Origin of the sequence: Mycolicibacterium novocastrense, assembly GCF_001499835.1 — a bacterium.
In the GTDB taxonomy this organism is placed as follows: domain Bacteria; phylum Actinomycetota; class Actinomycetes; order Mycobacteriales; family Mycobacteriaceae; genus Mycobacterium; species Mycobacterium novocastrense.
Window position 1 is genome coordinate 95,995 of record NZ_LQIH01000034.1, and the last position, 15,594, is coordinate 111,588.

The 15,594-nt window shown below is 67.4% G+C and carries 20 protein-coding genes and 2 tRNA genes; 12 read left to right on the forward strand and 10 right to left on the reverse strand.

The annotated features are described in order from the left end of the window. Positions 1-33 precede the first annotated feature (33 nt). From AU072_RS20240 to AU072_RS20250, 3 genes are read left to right on the forward strand one after another with little or no spacing between them, the layout of a single operon-like run. The gene (locus tag AU072_RS20240) at positions 34-501 is read left to right on the forward strand and encodes an LppP/LprE family lipoprotein (RefSeq protein WP_064415446.1); all 468 of its coding nucleotides are present in this window, start codon (positions 34-36) and stop codon (positions 499-501) included. A 14-nt stretch (positions 502-515) separates the two neighbouring features. After that, the gene (locus AU072_RS20245; RefSeq protein ID WP_064415447.1) at positions 516-1,124 is read left to right on the forward strand and encodes an HD domain-containing protein; all 609 of its coding nucleotides are present in this window, start codon (positions 516-518) and stop codon (positions 1,122-1,124) included. A gap of 3 nt (positions 1,125-1,127) precedes the next feature. Next, positions 1,128-1,976, forward strand: coding sequence for a sulfurtransferase (locus tag AU072_RS20250; RefSeq protein WP_064415448.1), 849 nt, complete (start codon positions 1,128-1,130; stop codon positions 1,974-1,976). 57 nt (positions 1,977-2,033) lie between these two features. Here AU072_RS20250 and AU072_RS20255 read toward each other — a convergent pair whose 3' ends face one another. Continuing rightward, positions 2,034-2,276 carry a hypothetical protein gene (locus AU072_RS20255; RefSeq protein WP_064415449.1) on the reverse strand — a complete coding sequence of 81 codons (243 nt, stop codon included), beginning with the start codon at positions 2,274-2,276 and terminating at the stop codon, positions 2,034-2,036. Positions 2,277-2,447: 171 nt separating this feature from the next. Here AU072_RS20255 and AU072_RS20260 point away from each other — a divergent pair, with 171 nt between their 5' ends. After that, positions 2,448-3,344 (forward strand): haloalkane dehalogenase, encoded by an 897-nt coding sequence (locus tag AU072_RS20260; RefSeq protein ID WP_064415450.1) that lies wholly within the window; start codon positions 2,448-2,450, stop codon positions 3,342-3,344. Here the strand turns inward: AU072_RS20260 and AU072_RS20265 are convergent. After that, entirely contained in the window at positions 3,341-4,069 is a 729-nt protein-coding gene (locus AU072_RS20265; protein WP_064415451.1) for a DUF3060 domain-containing protein, read from the reverse strand. The genes AU072_RS20260 and AU072_RS20265 overlap by 4 nt on opposite strands. A 69-nt stretch (positions 4,070-4,138) precedes the next feature. Here AU072_RS20265 and AU072_RS20270 point away from each other — a divergent pair, with 69 nt between their 5' ends. Together AU072_RS20270 and AU072_RS20275 are read left to right on the forward strand one after the other, a co-directional pair. Next, positions 4,139-4,495, forward strand: coding sequence for a VOC family protein (locus AU072_RS20270; RefSeq protein ID WP_407937617.1), 357 nt, complete (start codon positions 4,139-4,141; stop codon positions 4,493-4,495). Positions 4,496-4,555: 60 nt separating this feature from the next. Next, complete coding sequence (locus AU072_RS20275; protein WP_064415452.1) at positions 4,556-5,689, forward strand: NAD(P)/FAD-dependent oxidoreductase; 1,134 nt, start codon at positions 4,556-4,558, stop codon at positions 5,687-5,689. A gap of 4 nt (positions 5,690-5,693) precedes the next feature. Here AU072_RS20275 and AU072_RS20280 read toward each other — a convergent pair whose 3' ends face one another. The 8 genes from AU072_RS20280 to AU072_RS20315 all read right to left on the reverse strand — a co-directional run bounded on the left by AU072_RS20280 (position 5,694) and on the right by AU072_RS20315 (position 13,433). Next, positions 5,694-7,313: an HD domain-containing phosphohydrolase gene (locus AU072_RS20280; protein ID WP_082680770.1), complete on the reverse strand. Its 1,620-nt coding sequence runs from the start codon at positions 7,311-7,313 to the stop codon at positions 5,694-5,696. Next, the gene (locus AU072_RS20285) at positions 7,285-8,022 is read right to left on the reverse strand and encodes a hypothetical protein (protein WP_407937618.1); all 738 of its coding nucleotides are present in this window, start codon (positions 8,020-8,022) and stop codon (positions 7,285-7,287) included. Before AU072_RS20285 ends, AU072_RS20280 begins: the two co-directional genes overlap by 29 nt. 103 nt (positions 8,023-8,125) lie before the next feature. Beyond that, positions 8,126-8,734, reverse strand: a complete 609-nt coding sequence (locus AU072_RS20290; RefSeq protein ID WP_064415454.1) for a TetR/AcrR family transcriptional regulator — start codon at positions 8,732-8,734, stop codon at positions 8,126-8,128. 9 nt (positions 8,735-8,743) lie between these two features. Continuing rightward, the gene (locus tag AU072_RS20295; protein WP_064415455.1) at positions 8,744-9,445 is read right to left on the reverse strand and encodes a crotonase/enoyl-CoA hydratase family protein; all 702 of its coding nucleotides are present in this window, start codon (positions 9,443-9,445) and stop codon (positions 8,744-8,746) included. A 170-nt stretch (positions 9,446-9,615) separates the two neighbouring features. After that, positions 9,616-10,434, reverse strand: a complete 819-nt coding sequence (locus AU072_RS20300) for a DUF8453 domain-containing protein (RefSeq protein ID WP_064415581.1) — start codon at positions 10,432-10,434, stop codon at positions 9,616-9,618. Between the two features lie 140 nt (positions 10,435-10,574). Beyond that, positions 10,575-11,630: a phospholipase effector Tle1 domain-containing protein gene (locus AU072_RS20305; RefSeq protein ID WP_082680771.1), complete on the reverse strand. Its 1,056-nt coding sequence runs from the start codon at positions 11,628-11,630 to the stop codon at positions 10,575-10,577. Positions 11,631-11,837: 207 nt separating this feature from the next. Next, positions 11,838-12,551, reverse strand: coding sequence for an MBL fold metallo-hydrolase (locus tag AU072_RS20310; protein WP_064415456.1), 714 nt, complete (start codon positions 12,549-12,551; stop codon positions 11,838-11,840). A gap of 21 nt (positions 12,552-12,572) precedes the next feature. Continuing rightward, positions 12,573-13,433, reverse strand: coding sequence for an NYN domain-containing protein (locus AU072_RS20315; protein ID WP_064415457.1), 861 nt, complete (start codon positions 13,431-13,433; stop codon positions 12,573-12,575). Positions 13,434-13,567: 134 nt separating this feature from the next. Between AU072_RS20315 and AU072_RS20320 the strand changes: the two genes are divergently transcribed. From AU072_RS20320 to hadC, 6 genes are all read left to right on the forward strand, one after another. Further along, positions 13,568-13,640 (forward strand) — tRNA-Thr (locus AU072_RS20320). A 33-nt stretch (positions 13,641-13,673) separates the two neighbouring features. Continuing rightward, positions 13,674-13,747, forward strand: a tRNA-Met gene (locus tag AU072_RS20325). Between the two features lie 37 nt (positions 13,748-13,784). After that, positions 13,785-13,952, forward strand: coding sequence for a 50S ribosomal protein L33 (rpmG, locus tag AU072_RS20330; protein WP_059101288.1), 168 nt, complete (start codon positions 13,785-13,787; stop codon positions 13,950-13,952). A gap of 53 nt (positions 13,953-14,005) precedes the next feature. Continuing rightward, positions 14,006-14,482, forward strand: coding sequence for a (3R)-hydroxyacyl-ACP dehydratase subunit HadA (hadA, locus tag AU072_RS20335; protein ID WP_064415458.1), 477 nt, complete (start codon positions 14,006-14,008; stop codon positions 14,480-14,482). Next, positions 14,469-14,897, forward strand: a complete 429-nt coding sequence (gene hadB / locus AU072_RS20340) for a (3R)-hydroxyacyl-ACP dehydratase subunit HadB (protein WP_064415459.1) — start codon at positions 14,469-14,471, stop codon at positions 14,895-14,897. Before hadA ends, hadB begins: the two co-directional genes overlap by 14 nt. Positions 14,898-14,899: 2 nt before the next feature. Continuing rightward, positions 14,900-15,463, forward strand: a complete 564-nt coding sequence (hadC, locus tag AU072_RS20345; protein WP_064415460.1) for a (3R)-hydroxyacyl-ACP dehydratase subunit HadC — start codon at positions 14,900-14,902, stop codon at positions 15,461-15,463. Positions 15,464-15,594: the final 131 nt, after the last annotated feature.

A 15,594-nucleotide genomic window follows, 5' to 3' on the forward strand; every position in this document is an offset into this window, starting at 1 on the left:
AGCCAGGGAAGCCAACATTCGATGATTCGTTCGATGGCCGCGATGATGACCATGGCCGCCTGTATCCCGTTGGTCGCGACGCCGGTCGCCAACGCCCAGCCATCGTGCGGCCCGGACCAGGCCGCCGCGCTGCGCCTGGCGTTCGCGCGGCTGCCGTTCGAGCCGCTCACCGGCGCCAAGTGGGACAGCACCCCCGTCGACAGCAACTACGACCCGTGCGCGGAACTGTCGACCATCCTGGTGACCACCGAGGGCGGCACCGGAAGCTCGCCCGTGCAGGCGCTGCTGTTCCATCGCGGCGAGTATCTGGGAACCGGCACCTCCAAGGCGTACGGCTTCACGTCACTGGACAGCGCGGCCAGCAGCGACGACATGGTCGTGCTCAATTACAGGGTGCCGGGTGAGTGCAATGCCTGCGAGCCCGCGGCCATCCACAGCGCGCGGTACCGCTGGAACGGCGACCGCGCCGTGATGCTGGATCCGCCGCCACCGACGGCCTGAGGAAGGAGCGCGAAGTGAGCGAGACGACATCACCGCGCCTTGGCCCGAAATTCCAAGAGGCGCTGGGATTCGCCGCCGAACTGCACCGCACCCAGACCCGCAAGGCCAGCCAGGTGCCCTACGTCGGGCACCTGCTGTCGGTGGCGGGCCTGGTGATCGAAGCCGACGGCACCGAGACCGAGGCCATCGCCGCGCTGCTGCACGACGCCGCCGAGGATCAGGGCGGAGACGTGACGCTCACACAGATCGAAGAACGTTTCGGGCACGAGGTCGCCGCCATCGTCGAGGAGTGCAGCGACACGGTCCTGACGCCCAAACCGCCGTGGCGCGAGCGCAAGCAGGCGTACATCGAGCACCTGAACACCGCTTCCGACAGCACAATTCGCGTGTCGATGGCCGACAAGCTGGACAATGCGAGGGCGATCCTGCGCGACCTGCGCCGCTTCGGCCCGAAGGTGTGGCAGCGCTTCAACACCGACGACCCGCACGAGCATCTGTGGTATTACCGCTCGCTGCTCGAGGTGTACCGGCGTCGCAGCGACAGCTGGTTGGTCGACGAACTGTCCCGCGTCGTCGAGACGTTGGCCGAGGAGATCGGCCCACCGGTCGCCGCTACCGTCTGAGGTATGAGCGCACGCGACACGGTGTGGATCTCGGCCGCGGAGGTGGCGCGGCGACTGGACGCGGGTGAACCGCTGACGCTGCTCGACGTGCGGTGGCAGCTCGGGCAGCCCGACGGCCGTGCCGCCTACGAACAAGGACACCTGCCGGGCGCGGTGTACGTGTCGCTCGAGGACGAGTTGAGCGACCACACCGTCGAAGGCCGCGGACGGCACCCGTTGCCGTCCGGATCCGCGCTCGAAGCCGCCGCCCGCCGGTGGGGCGTGCGAGCCGGGACGCCGGTCGTCGTGTACGACGATTGGAACCGCGCCGGGTCCGCGCGAGCCTGGTGGGTGCTGACCGCGGCAGGCATCGACGACGTCCGCATCCTCGACGGCGGGCTCGCGGCGTGGACGGCGGTTGGCCGCCAGCTGGAATCCGGCATCGTCGAACCCGCACCCGGGAACGTCACCGTCGCCCACGACGACCTGTACGACGGGGCACGCCCGACCGTCACCGCCGACGCGCTACTCGAACCGGGCCGGTTGGTGCTCGACGCGCGGGCGCCCGAACGGTTCCGCGGCGACGTGGAACCGGTCGATCCGGTCGCCGGCCACATTCCCGGTGCGCTCAACGTGCCGAGCACCCGCCTGCTGACCCAGGACGGGGCCCTGCTGGACGACGACGAGTTGGCCCGGGCGTTGGGGGATGTGGGCGACGGCGAGGTGGCGGTCTACTGCGGGTCGGGCGTCACCGCGGCGGTGACGATCGCGGGCCTGGCGGCGGCGGGAGTGAATGCCGCGCTGTTTCCCGGTTCATGGTCGCAATGGAGTTCGGACCCGTCGCGCCCGGTCGCTCGCGGCTCCCGCCCATGATCGAGGCCCTCCAGGGAAGGGCGACCTGGAGGGCCTCTGTGATGAGTGGCTGCGGAGTCAGGGATGGTAGCCAGGCTGGACCTGCTGCAGATGGGGGATGCCGTGGGTGTGGGGGCTGCCGGGAGTCGGGTGCGCGGTCACGGTCGGCGTTGCGACGATGCCCGGCCGCGGTGCGGGAGTCGGTGAGTGGGTTTCGGCGTTGGCGGCGCCGGCAAGGACGAAGGCCCCGGCCAGGATTGCGGCTGCCACGACCGGCAGGGCGAAAAGCTGGGCGATGCGGCGGGTGGTGGTGGCGTTCATGTCGGGATCTCCTCGTCGAGTCCGGGTCTGCGCCGGTGCTCCGGCGATGACCCAACAGTGCTGCACCGCGGCACCGATGTATGTCGACCGATCGGCGGGTGAACCGGAGGAATCACGCGTCCACCGATCGGGGGACAGGTTCTAAGCTCCAGGGAGCGGATAGGAGCACCCATGGACGTTCTGCGCACGCCCGACGACCGCTTCGCCAACCTCGCGGGCTATCCCTTCGCGCCGCACTACGTCGACGTCACCGCGACCGACACCGAACCGCTGCGCATGCACTACGTCGACGAAGGCCCACGCGAAGGGCCGGTCGTCGTCCTGCTGCACGGCGAACCGACGTGGAGTTACCTGTACCGCACCATGATTCCGCCACTGGTCGCCGGTGGATGCCGGGTGCTGGCACCCGACCTGATCGGGTTCGGGCGCTCCGATAAGCCCAGTCGCATCGAGGATTACACGTATCTGCGTCACGTCGAATGGGTGACGTCGTGGTTCTCGGCGCTGGACCTGCGCGACACCACGATCTTCGTCCAGGACTGGGGTTCGCTGATCGGGCTGCGCATCGCCGCCGAGCAGGACGAGCGCATCGCGCGCATCGTCGTGGCCAACGGCTTCCTGCCGGCAGGACAGACGCCGGCCAACCTACCGTTCCGAGTTTGGCGAGCGTTCGCGCGGCATTCGCCGGTGCTGCCTGCCGGACGCATCGTCGCATTCGGCACGGTCACCGACGTACCCGCGCGCATCCGGGCCGGATACGACGCGCCGTTCCCCGCCAAGCGATTTCAGGCCGGTGCCCGGGCGTTCCCCGCGCTGGTGCCGACAGAGCCGGACGACCCGGCGTTACCGGCCAACCGCGCGGCGTGGGAAGCGTTGGGGCGCTGGGAGAAACCGTTTCTGTGCGTCTTCGGCGCCAAGGACCCGATCCTCGGCCGTGCCGATCGCCCGTTGATCGAACACATTCCCGGTGCAGCCGGTCAACCGCATGCCCGCATCAACGGCAGCCACTTCGTGCAGGAGGACTGCGGCCCCGAGCTGGCCGAGCGAATCCTGCAGTGGCGCAACTAACCTCGGGTGACGGTGTTCCTCGAGGTGGCGTTCACCTCGGGATCGCCGGAGTGGTAGATCACCTGGTTGTCGAACCCAGACGCGCCGATCTGGTCGACGCTGTCGATGGTGACCTGATTTTCGACCCCCGAAACCGTCACGCTCAGGCAGTGGCCGAGCAGCGTCACGGTGTTGTCGACGCCGCTGACGGAGATGTTGCTGCCGTTGCACTCGATCGTCTCGTTCTCGTCGACCCCGGACACGCTGTAGTGCCCGCCGGCCGGTGCGACGGCGACCTTCGGCGGCTCGTCGTCGGGCAGCTGCGTCGGCGCCCCGCGTGACGGCCCGATCGTCACGCTGCCGCCGCGGGGGTCGTCCCCGGTCGCGATCGAGATCCCCGGGCGGCCGGGGATCTCCTCGGTCGCCGACGACAGCGTCCACACGAGCGCGCCGATGCCGGCGACGATGACCACCACGACGACCCCGATCAGCCCGAAGATCAACCCGAACGGCGCGCCGCTCTTCGTCGGCCCCGGCGGAAAGGAGACGCCGAACGGCGGCGCGCTGTAGGGCGACTGAGCGGGGTAGGGCGGCTGGTGCGGGGGACCGTAGACCGGCGGGGGCAGCGCCGACGTCGGGTAGTCGTTGGTGGGCGGTTGCGACGTGCCCAATTCGACGGCGCCGTAGTCGGCCAGCGGTTGCTCCAGCTGCCGGATACGCGCTTCCGGGTCGTCCTCGGGTTTCATGCGCAGATGGTGCCACACCGTCGTTTGCACCGCCTGAATACCGGCAACCCGACGATCATGATTGGCACGTTGCGATCCACCGTCGTCGACTGCCGGGAGCCGATGCGGCTGGCCACGTTCTACGCGGGCGTCCTCGGCGGACAGATCGAAAAGCAGGACGAGTCCTGGGTGGTGCTCACCGACCCGCAGGGCCGACGGCTGGCGTTCCAGTTCTCGCCGGAACACGAGCCGCCGCGCTTTCCGGATCCGCGCGGTTCGCAACAATTCCACCTCGACATTGCGGTGGACGACCCCGATGCCGCTGAACACGAAGTCCTCGAGCTCGGCGCCACCCGGGTGTCCGACGCCGAGGAGGACTCGAAGTTCCGGGTGTTCCGCGACCCGGCGGGACACACATTCTGTCTGGTCTGGGGCATCGCCGACTAGCGGCGAAGCCGATTTGCTGACGCACGGTTACCACGACGCCGAAGTTGGTACTCACAACCCGTGGTGGCTCCAGGGTTCATTGCCGTGGGCAGCGGTCCTGCCGGGGTGAGCGCCGCGGAGACGTTCCGCAGCAAGCACCCCGACATCCCCGTGCGCATCCTGACCACCGACCCGGCGCTGCCGTATGCCAAGCCGCCGCTGAGCAAGGATTTCCTGTGCGGCCGCGACACCAAGCTCGCCCTGCACAGTGAGCACTGGTTCGAGCGCAACGCCGTCGACCTCGTCCGCGGCATCACGGTCGAGCGCATCGACGTGAACCGCCAGCAGGTCGTGACGGCGGGTGGTCAGCGCTATCCCTACTGGCATCTCGTCATCGCCTCGGGCTCCGTGGCGGTGCGGCCGCCCATTCCCGGGGTCGAGTCGGCGTTGACGCTGCGGTCGTTCGCCGACGCGGTGGCGCTCAAGATGGCCGCCCGTTACTCCGACTGCGCCGTGGTCATCGGCGGCGGCCTGATCGGATGCGAGGCCGCATCGTGTCTGGCCGAGCGGGGCGTCGCGACGATGGTCGTCGCCGCCGAACATGTCCCGCTGCAGCGCCGGTTCGGGCTCGAGGCCGGTGAACGCGTCGCGAAACTGCTGTCGGACAACGGCGTCCGGTTCGCCGGTGAGACGACCGTCGCCGCGGTCGAGGACACCCGTGTGATGTTGGACAGCGGTGAGGCCGTCGACGCCGACCTCGTCGTGTGTGCCACGGGTGTGCGCCCCGACATCCGCCTCGCCGAAGCCGCCGGACTGCAGACGCGCGACGGGCGCATCGTCGTCGACTCGCACATGCACACCTCGGCGCGCAACGTGTATGCCGCGGGCGATGTGGCGCTGGCGCACAACGTCACCGCCGGCAGACCCATCCCGGCCGAACACTGGCGCGACGCCGCGCACCAGGGCCACGTCGCCGGCCTGACCGCGGCCGGTTTCCCCGCGGCATGGGACACCGTGCCCGGGTTCTCCTGCACCATCGGCAGTTCCGTGCTCAAGTACCGCGGTTGGGGTGTCAACTTCGAGCAGGCCCGATTCGTCGACCACCACACCGGGTTCACGGTCTGGTATGAGGCGGGTGGCGACGTCGTCGGTGTGCTGACCCTCAACGCCGACGACGACCACCACCGCGCCGGCGAGTTGCTCGGCGCGCGTTGACCGGTCAGCCCGGCGCTAGCCCGTGCTCGAGTGCGTACATGCTCGCCCCGATGCGGTTGGAGACGCCGATCTTGGCGTACACGTGCTCGACGTGGTTGCGCACCGTCTTCTCGCTGAGCACCAGCTTGGCGGCGATGTCCTTGTTGCTCGCGCCCTGCGCGACCAGTCGCAGCACCTCGACCTCTCGGCCCGTGAGGCCGTCCGGCCCCGCTTGACGCCTGCCCGACGCGTGCCCCGACGCGTGCAGGACCGCATCGGCGGCCGCCGAGTCCAATTGCCCCTCCGACACCCGTTGCCGCAGGCGCCTCGCCGCTCCCGCGGGTCCGAGAGCCTCGCGGTACGGCCGCGGTTCCAGCGCACTCTGATAGCTGACCGCGCACGCCAGCAGCCGATCAGGCATCGTCAGCTGTCGCGCGGCCAACCCCCGCGGATACCCTGAGCCGTCGAGACATTCGTGGTGGTTGGCCGCCACCGACGCGATGTCCCTGAGGGCCGGCACCTGCGAGAGGATCCGCTCGGTGAGGTACGGGTGCAGCCTCATGCGCTCGAACTCCGCCATGGTCAGCGCCGTGGGTTTCGACCACACCTGATTCGACACACCGATGCGGCCGAGATCGTGCACATACCCGGCGCGCCGCGTCGTCGCGACCGCTTCGTCGTCGAGGCCGAGCGTTTGGGCTGCGGATGCGGCGAGGTCGGCCACCGCGCGTGAATGCCCCAGTGTGAACGGACATTTGAGGTCGACGAATTCGCCGAGGGCCATCAGCAACGTGTCGAGCGAGCCGGAGTCGAGGCGCGTTCCGCGGTCCGGCGCGTGCTGCAGCGCCGTCGCCCACACGTCCCCGGTCGACGGGACCGCCAGCACGTCGACCGGATCGGCGACAAACGCGTCGACGACCGCGGGATCGAACTGGCCACCGCGCCTGCTGCGGGCCATGGCGAGAGCACCGTCGACGCCGTATTCGCGCTGGTGCACCTCGACCATGTCGGCCACCTGGGCCACCCGCATCTCAACCGGTATCCCGTCGCCGGACACGCCGGTCGGCAGCCCGCCGCCGTCGTAGCGTTCGAAGGTGTACCGCAGCACATGCCGCACATCGGTGTCCAGCCCGATACGTTCTGCCAGCAGGCCCGCCGACGTGCAATGCGAGTGAATGAGCTGCGAGATGTTGCCGCGCGCATTGGCATACAGCGTCGCCACCGTCCTCAACCGGGTCAGCAGCGACTCACCGCGGCCGACGTTGGTCAGCAGGAATCGTTGGTACGGCAGCCCGGACCAGTCGACGAGGTACGAGCCTCGCCGCACCGCGATGTCGTCACCGAACCACCGGGCGTACTCATGTGAATCGGCGTGACAGCCGATCCACATGATCAGCGTCGTGTAATAGATGCAATCGCGCTGCTGCGCAGTCAAGTTCAGCCGGTCGGCCAGCCGTGTCGCGATCAGCGCGGACCGCAGCATGTGCTCGGCAGGCTGCCCCAGCCCGAGGTCGACCGCGACCGACAGCGCCGCGAGCACTTCCGCCCTGGTCGGAAGCTCCTGCGGGGTGCGGGCGCCGGTCACAGCCCGATTCTGCACCCTCTGCAACGCCGGATCAGTGCGATAGGTCAAGACGGTCCGCATCTCGGTGACGGGCCACGTCGAACGCCTCGAACCGGCCCTGGGCGACCACACAGATACCGCGTTGCGGTAGTTGGAAGTCGGCCAGGTTGCCCTGTACCGGATGTGGACCGACGGGACCGAGGTCCACCCCCTGCACGACGGCCGACGAGTCGGCGACCGCCCACACCCGCCGGGGTGCGATGCGGAATTCCTGACCGTTGGGCAGATTGCCGGTCAGCCGCACCTTGCCGATGCCCAGCACCGGTCCGACGATGCGGCTCATCGCGATCAGCGTTCGGCGGTTGCGTGCCGCGGCGGCGGGTATGCGCGATCCGACGGCGCTCATCAGACGGGTGGCCGGAGTAGTCCCGATGTCGACACGCCAATCCAGCACTCCGGCAATGGAAATCGACAGCGACCACGGCGTGAGCCAATTGGCGTCGATGGGACAGACAACCGGGTCGACCGGTGTTGCCGAGCTGAAGTACCGCGAGCAGCTCTGCGGGCCGGGCGTGGTGGCGTAGAACGTCCACACCCCGTCCGGCGTGCGGTGCCACACCGACTTGTAGGCGGGGGAGAACGACGTCTCGGGGAAATCCCGGTAGGCGAGGTAGTGGCCGTTGGCGAACGGCAGGCCCATGACGCCGAAGCCGACGACACGCTCCTCGTCTCCGTCGGGCAGGGGCATGGTCTTGGTGGCGGCCGCGAAGGCCTGGGGTGTCTTGGTCATGGTCGTCATCGTGGGGTAGCGGGCCGACCGCCCACATGGGGCAAACACCCCAAACTGTGTTGCGATTTGTGAGTGATTTCGATCGGTGAACGAACGGGATCACTCACAAATCGCCTGGGAGGGTGGGGCGCAGGCCTGCCAGTAGGGAGCGCACGCCCAGGCGCCACCGCTGTTCGATCGAGGGCGCCGACGACCCCAGCCACCGCCCGAGTTCCTGGACCGCCAACCCCTGGGCGAGCGCCAGCAGCACGTGAGCGATGTCGGCGACGTCACCGGTCAGCAGTCCCGCGTCGACGCAGCGCTGGATCCGGCCGGTGAACGCCGCGCGCACCGAGGCGCCGGCAGCCGCTTCGTCGGGCCCGGGCTCCAACTCGGCGAACGGCCGCGCGAACATCAGCTGGGCAAGGCGGGGATACGACCGGCAGAACGACCGGAAGACCGGCACCAGCCGTTCGAGATCGGCGAGGGGATCCTCGGTCAGCGGAACGGTCTCCAGTTCGGCACCCAGCAGCCGGAAGCCCTCGAAGACCATCGCCCGTAGCAGTCCCGCCTTGTCGGAGAACAGCTCGTACACCGCGGGCACCGACGTGCCTGCCCGCTCGGCGACGCGGCGCGTGGTGAACCCCGAGATCCCTTCCTCGGACAGCGTCGCGATCGCCACCTCCAGCAGGTGGTCTTTCAGCTCGGGCGTGCGCTGCTTCGCCCTCGGCACCGTGGCGGCCTAGCCGAGGCTGAATTCGGTTGCCAGCCCGTCGATTCCGGCCCTAATGGCTTGTAGCGCCGACTCGCGGGCCTTCATCTTGGTCGCGACGTGCGCGCTGGTGTGCACGGTGTTCGCCAGTTCCGCGGCCACCTCCTGCGCTCGCGCCAACACGCGATCGGCCTCGACGATTTCGTCGAGCCACCCGCCGTAGACGGCTTCGTCGCCGGCGAACGTCGACGCCAGCGCCGCGGCCCGCTGGTAGACCGCCGGCGTCAGCCGAAACCGCATGATCTCCAGTGCGGCGACCGGGATCGTCATGCCGATCGCCACCTCGATCGCCTGGCAGCGGGTCTTCTGCTGGCCGACCCGGTGGTCGCCGGACAGCAGCAGAAACGATCCCATCGCGATGGCCGGACCCGTCGCGGCCATGACCACCGGCACCGGAAAGGTCAGGCACCGCACCGCAAGCTCGAACCCGCCCGCGAGCATCCCCAGTGCGGCCTGCGCGTCGCCGGACTGAAACACCGTCAGGTCGAAACCGCCGCTGAACACGCGACCGTTGCCCGCGAGCACGACCGCTTTGGCCGCATCCTTCTCCGCGCGGTCGAGCGCCTCGTTGATCGCGGTCTGCATGGCCGGGCCGAGGACATTGACCTTGCCGTCGTCCAGAGTGATCGTGGCGACCGAATCGCGGTGTTCATAGCCAACGGGGCTGCTCATCGCTTCTCCTTCGAATGCGGGCGGCTAATCGTATCGATGTTACGAAACACCGATACGTATGCCAAGAAATCTGGGGTAGTCGGCTACGCGCGACGCCCGACCGCGGCCCTCGTACCGTTCGAGAAGCCCGGTAGCGAGGGGTTGCCGGGCTCCATCGCACCCGCCGGGGCTCACGCGATACGGTGCCGCGCCGTGTTGGTCTTGAGGATCTGGGTGTGCGCTTCTTCGAATTCGGCGTCGATGTCGATCGGCCGACCCGGAATCGCTCCGTTGCGTGGCTTGCGCTGCGGCCCTTCGGTTTCCGTGCGATACCGCTCGCGGATCTCGTCGACCGATGACCGCACCCGGTTGATCTCCTGACGCAGCACGTCTTCGCGGCTCTCGTTGGCCGCGTAGTGGTAGTAGGTCAACAGATGACGCAGCAGCTCCAGCTTCTGCTTCTCCTGACGGGCCAGGTCGTGCGTGGTCAACAGCTCTAGCCGCTCGACCGGGTGCAGCGTCGACCAGTCCAGCACTGCCGTCGAGCGGTACCGGTGACGTGAGCCCTTCTTCTTGGCGTACCCCTGCCGGTCGTAATAGGTGACTGCACCGTCGAACCGGGATGCGATGGCCTCGCCGAGCTCGCGACGGTCCAATGCCGAATCCCAGACGATGCGCCATTCCTGTCCGGGCGCCAGATACGGGATCTCGGCGGGGAGGTTCAGCGGCGCGATGTCGACATAGCGGTCGTCGTAGACGTTCTCGTATTTGGCCACCGTCGGCGGATGCGCGAATTCGAACCGAATGTTGTAGGCCGGCGTCCGGCCGAAGTTCTTGACCACGAGCTCGATCAGGTGCCAGTCGTTGGCCGCCGGCTCCATGAACATCGCCACGTTGGGCTGCATCAGCTCTTCGCTCTGCCGCCGCGCCCGCTGATACTGCCGCCAGGCGTAAACCAGGGCGGCGATCCCCACCACGACGGCGAGCCAGGCGGCCAGCGCCGTCCACATGCCGGCCGAGAGGCCCAGAACCCCATCCGCATCCACGCACCGCTGTATATCATGCAGCCGCGGATCCCACACCCTTTGCTATTTTGGCGTTCACGTCGATTAGAAGGGCCGGCGCCGACGATCTTGACCGGCGCAATTCGTCACGGCCGGCTTGCCGGCGTCAACTCCGCGGTATTGCTGACCAGCTCGCCGAACGACGCGGCGAGCCTCAAGTCGGCCATCACACGATCGGCCGTCGCAGCCCTCGGGTGGACCAATCGCTCACCGCGCGCCGCCCAGTCCAGATCCGACCACGTCACGCGGGTTGGCAACCGCTTCCAATACTGCGGACGCTCGCGCAGGTACAACTCCACACTGGAATGGACGGCCGCGTTGTCGGGCAGCTTGCGCAGCGAGACGGTGTGGGCGGTCTCGGCGAGCGCGTCGTACTGACCGGGTGCGGGCAGCGTGTCCATGCGTTCGTCGGAAATCGACAGCCCGGCGCTCAGCGCGCCGTCGAGCATCCAGTCGAAGCTGATCTCGGCGAGCGGGATGCATGCCCCCGGCCCCCCGGCGACGTCGCAGTGGGCGCCGCGGAACCAGACTTCCTCGATACGCTGCGACGCCGAGGTCGTCAACCGTTCGCCGGGACGCCCGTCGATCGCGACCGCGTGCCTGCCGGATTCGACGTTGGGCATCGGCGCCGGCATCGACCGACGCGTCAAGCCAGGGATGCTCACCGCGTCCCAGATGCCCAAAAACCGCACGGGGACGGGAATTTCGCGCTGCTGGTCCAACCGCGAGGCGATCTGTGTGACGCGCGTCCAGTCCTGTTGGTCGCGTCCGGTCTTCGGCAGGGCATACGCGCCGAGCACGAAATCCGTCAGCTCGGGCAGCACCCCGACGGTGGACAGCAACCGGGTCAGGGTCTGAGCGCAGTAACCGCCGCGACCGACGCCGAACAGATAGATCGGATCACCAGGCTCCCAGCTGTCGACCAGGAACCGATAAGCCTCGGCGATGGCACCGCGGGCGTCGTCTGCGGCGGCCCTGAAGGGGCGCAGCGTCTTCCCGGGGCTCGTGATGGCTCCCGGGTGATACCAGGTGAGCTGGTCGGGGACGTCGTCGAGAAGACGAAAGAGTCGATGCGCGTTGGTTGCCGTCTGGGGTTCGGGATAGCCACGGGTGCGGTCGAAGCACAGCACTAGCTTCTTCATAGTGGCCCCCCGGCCCGAATAATTGACGCTAGGGTCTTCAAGTTTGCCCCCGCGCGGCCATCTTGTCCAGAAATTCGTGCTTCTTGACCCATATGCCGGCAACCTGCGAAAAAAGTCAGTAGCCGAATCGTCGGCAAACTCATGTCGCAGTTGCCCGAATGGTGGCGCACCTTCCGCGCATCGCGTTGGAGCGGGTGCCGGCGAAGGTCAGCCGCCCATCAGCATGCGCCACTGGTCGAGGGTGCTCGCCCGGTAGACGTAGTTGGTCTGGCGCACCTCCGACAGGGAGGCGCTGGGCTCGGCCGAGTACCAGTGGCCGGGGAACACCGTCGGGTCACCGGAGAGCTTCGCCAGCGCCTGCAGGCTGCGGAACATGTCGTCGACGTTGCCGCCGGGGAAGTCGGTGCGGCCGCAGCCCTCCAGAAACAGGGTGTCGCCGGCGACGAGGCGCCCGTCGAGCAGGAAGCACTGGCTGCCGGGGGTGTGACCGGGCGTATGCAGAAGTTCGATGTCGATGTCGCCGACCTTGACGACGTCACCGTGCTGGTGTGCGGTGAGCTCGCTGCGCGCGATGCCCGTGACTTTCGAAACCCAGTCCGCCTCAAGCGCGTTGACGTGCACCGGCACGCTCGTGCGCTCCAACAGTTCGGCGAGCCCCTTGAGTTCGAACCCCATCATCGAGCCGCCGACATGGTCGGGGTGGTGGTGGGTGACCAGCACGCCGGACAGCCGCATGCCGTCGGCCTCCAGCGCGTCGACGAGATCGCCTGCGGCGTAGGCGGGGTCGACGACCACCGTGTCGCCGGTCTCGCGGTCGCCGATCAGATAGGCGAAGTTGCGCATCTGCTGGGCGATCATGTCGCCGGCCGCGAAGTCGCGACCGGACAACAACTGACGGAAGTAGAGCCGATCCGAAGCCATGTCCGTCAGCGTATCGGCGACTCAGTCCTGGCTGCGCAACCGCACCATGCGGATGGTGCTGCTCTCGTCGAGTTCGACGAGGTCGGTGTGCGAACGCAGGAAGTCGCTGAAGGACTTGAATCCGAGAGACTTCTCCGAGAACGACGGGTCCATGCGCCGCATCTGAGCCTTGACCGCCGAGTTGTGCAGCCAGTCGGAGTCGTCCTTGCCGTGCGCGATGCGCAGCGCCCGTTCGAGCAGCGCGGTCGCGGCGGCCTGCGGGTCGGGCTGCTCCGGTTCCTGCTCGGCGTCGGCCTTGGTGCGGCGCCGCTTCGGCGCTTCCGACTTCACCGCCGGAACGCCGGGCAGCGCGTCGTAGGAGACGTACTCGTCGCAAGCTGCGGTGAGCGAGCGGCTGATCGATCCGGTGATGCCGATCCCGACGACGTAGCGCCCGAGGCGTTTGCACCGCTGCGCGAGCGGGATGTAGTCGGAGTCGCCGGCGACGATGACGACGTGGGTCAGGTCGGGCAGCCGGAACATGTCCTCGACGGTGTCGACCGCCAGCCGGATGTCGGCCCCGTTCTTGCTGTACGCCGCGGCCGGGAACAGCTGCACCAGGTCGACCGCGCGTCCGACAAGCTGGTCGCGGTAGTCGGCGTTGACGTCGGTCGACCAGTCGGCGTAGGCCTTGGTCAGCACCAGCGTGCCGAACGACGACGCGTAGTCGATGATCGCGCCGACGTCCACGGTGGCTTGGGTCAGCCGGCCCGGATTCTTGTGAAAGCCCGCCGCCTTGTCGCGCTGAAACGAGTTGCGCCCGTGGATCTGGTCATACCGGGAGATCACGATGTTGTCGAAGTCGAGGTACACCGCCACACGGGTCGCGCCGGGTTCGGTCACTGTTCCGTCCTATCATTCGGCGACTAGAGTCGGACAGTAACGGTTGCGGGTGATCAGCGGTTTGGCGCGGCAATCGGCGAGACTGTACCCTCTTTAAGGCTCGCGCCGCGGTGCGCGAACCTCGAAGTAGGCAGGCCCCCTTAGCTCAGTCGGCAGAGCGTTTCCATGGTAAGGAAAAGGTCAACGGTTCGATTCCGTTAGGGGGCTCGGTGAGCGGGCGGACATCCGCCCGGATCCCGGGGCGGTGTAGCTCAGCTGGTTAGAGCGCACGACTCATAATCGTGAGGTCGGGGGATCGAGCCCCCCCACCGCTACAGGCAACATCGAACGCGCAAACGAAGGACGAAGAACGTGGCCTCCAGTACCGACGTACGGCCGAAGATCACTTTGGCTTGCGAGGTGTGCAAGCACCGCAACTACATCACCAAGAAGAACCGCCGCAACGACCCGGACCGGCTCGAGATCAAGAAGTTCTGCCCGAACTGCGGCAAGCACCAGCCGCATAAGGAATCGCGCTAAGACGAGTCAGCCCGTAGGCGCGTCGCCCCGGGTGCTAGGTAGGTTCACTAACTGTGTCGTTGTCCGAGCGCATCGTCGGGATGCAATACCGCTACCCCGACCACTACGTCGTCGGTCGCGAGAAGGTTCGCGAATACGCGGTCGCGGTGAAGAACGACCATCCCGCGTTCTTCGATGAGGATGTCGCGGCCGAACTCGGCCACAAGGCGCTGCCCGCACCGCTGACATTCATGAGCGTCCTCGGGTACATGGCGCAGATATCGTTCTTCGAGCACGCAGGCGTCGGAATCAAAGACGCGAAGATCGTGCAGGTCGACCAGGTGATCAAGTACCTCAAGCCGATCTTCGCGGGCGACAAGCTCTACTGCGAGGTGCAGGTCGACTCCGTGCGTCAGGCGCATGGCACCGACATCGTCGTGTTGAAGAACATCGTCACCAACCAAGCCGGTGACGTGGTGCAGGAGACGTTCACGACCCTGGCGGGTCGGACGGGTGACGGAGAAGAGGGTTTTTCAGATGCCACTGCGTGAGTTCGCCTCGGTGAAGAAGGGCGACGAGCTTCCCGAGAAGGTGATTCCGCTGACGCGGCAGGACCTCGTCAACTACGCCGGGGTGTCGGGTGACCTCAACCCGATCCACTGGGACGACGACATCGCCAAGCAGGTCGGCCTGGACACCGCAATCGCGCACGGCATGCTGACCATGGGCCTGGGTGGCGGTTACGTCACCGAGTGGGTCGGCGATCCGGCGGCGGTCACCGAGTTCAACGTGCGGTTCACCGCTGTCGTGCCGGTGCCCAACGACGGCATCGGGGCGGAGATCGTCTTCAACGGACGCGTGAAATCCGTTGAACCCGAGACCAAGTCGGTGACCATCGCGCTCTCGGCAACCACTGGGGGCAAGAAGATCTTCGGCCGCGCGGTGGCCGTCGCGAAGCTGGCATAGCCGTGGCTCTCAAAATCGACATCAAGGGAATGGTCTGGGAGTATCCGGAGCCTTATCACGTCGGTACGGAGCAGATTCGCCAGTACGCGAACGCTGTCAAGGCCCACGATCCGCAGAGCCACAGCGTGGAGGCGGCCAAGGCTTCCGGTCATGACGGGCTCATCGCGCCGCCGACGTTCATGTCGATCTTCGCGGTGATGATTCAGCGGCACTTCTTCCAGCACAACGATGTGGGCTTCGAGACCATGCAGATCGTGCAGGTCGACCAGAAGTTCAAGTTCCATCGTCCGATCCGCGCCGGTGACGTGTTGACCGGGACGCTGGAGATTCAGTCGGTGGACGAGCGCTTCGGCGCCGACATCGTCACCACCCGCAACAAGCTGATCGACCAGAACGGCGTGCTCGTGATGGAGTCGTTCACCACCCTGATGGGCCACGAGGGCGACAACTCGATCTCGGCGGGCTGGGATCCGGAGACGGGGCAGGTCGTACGTAAGCCCGTCGTCCACGATCCGGTCGAGGATCCCGATGGCGCCGACAGCGTGAACGGCGAGGCGTCTGTTTGATGGCCGGCTTGCCGGTCGAAGCCTGATGACCGGCTCGCCGGTGGATTAGTAACTCGGACGGGTGGCGCGCTACACTCGGTCCTCGGGGTTTTCCCAGTCCAGCGCGCTGTCCGTCGGTTTGAAGATCGACC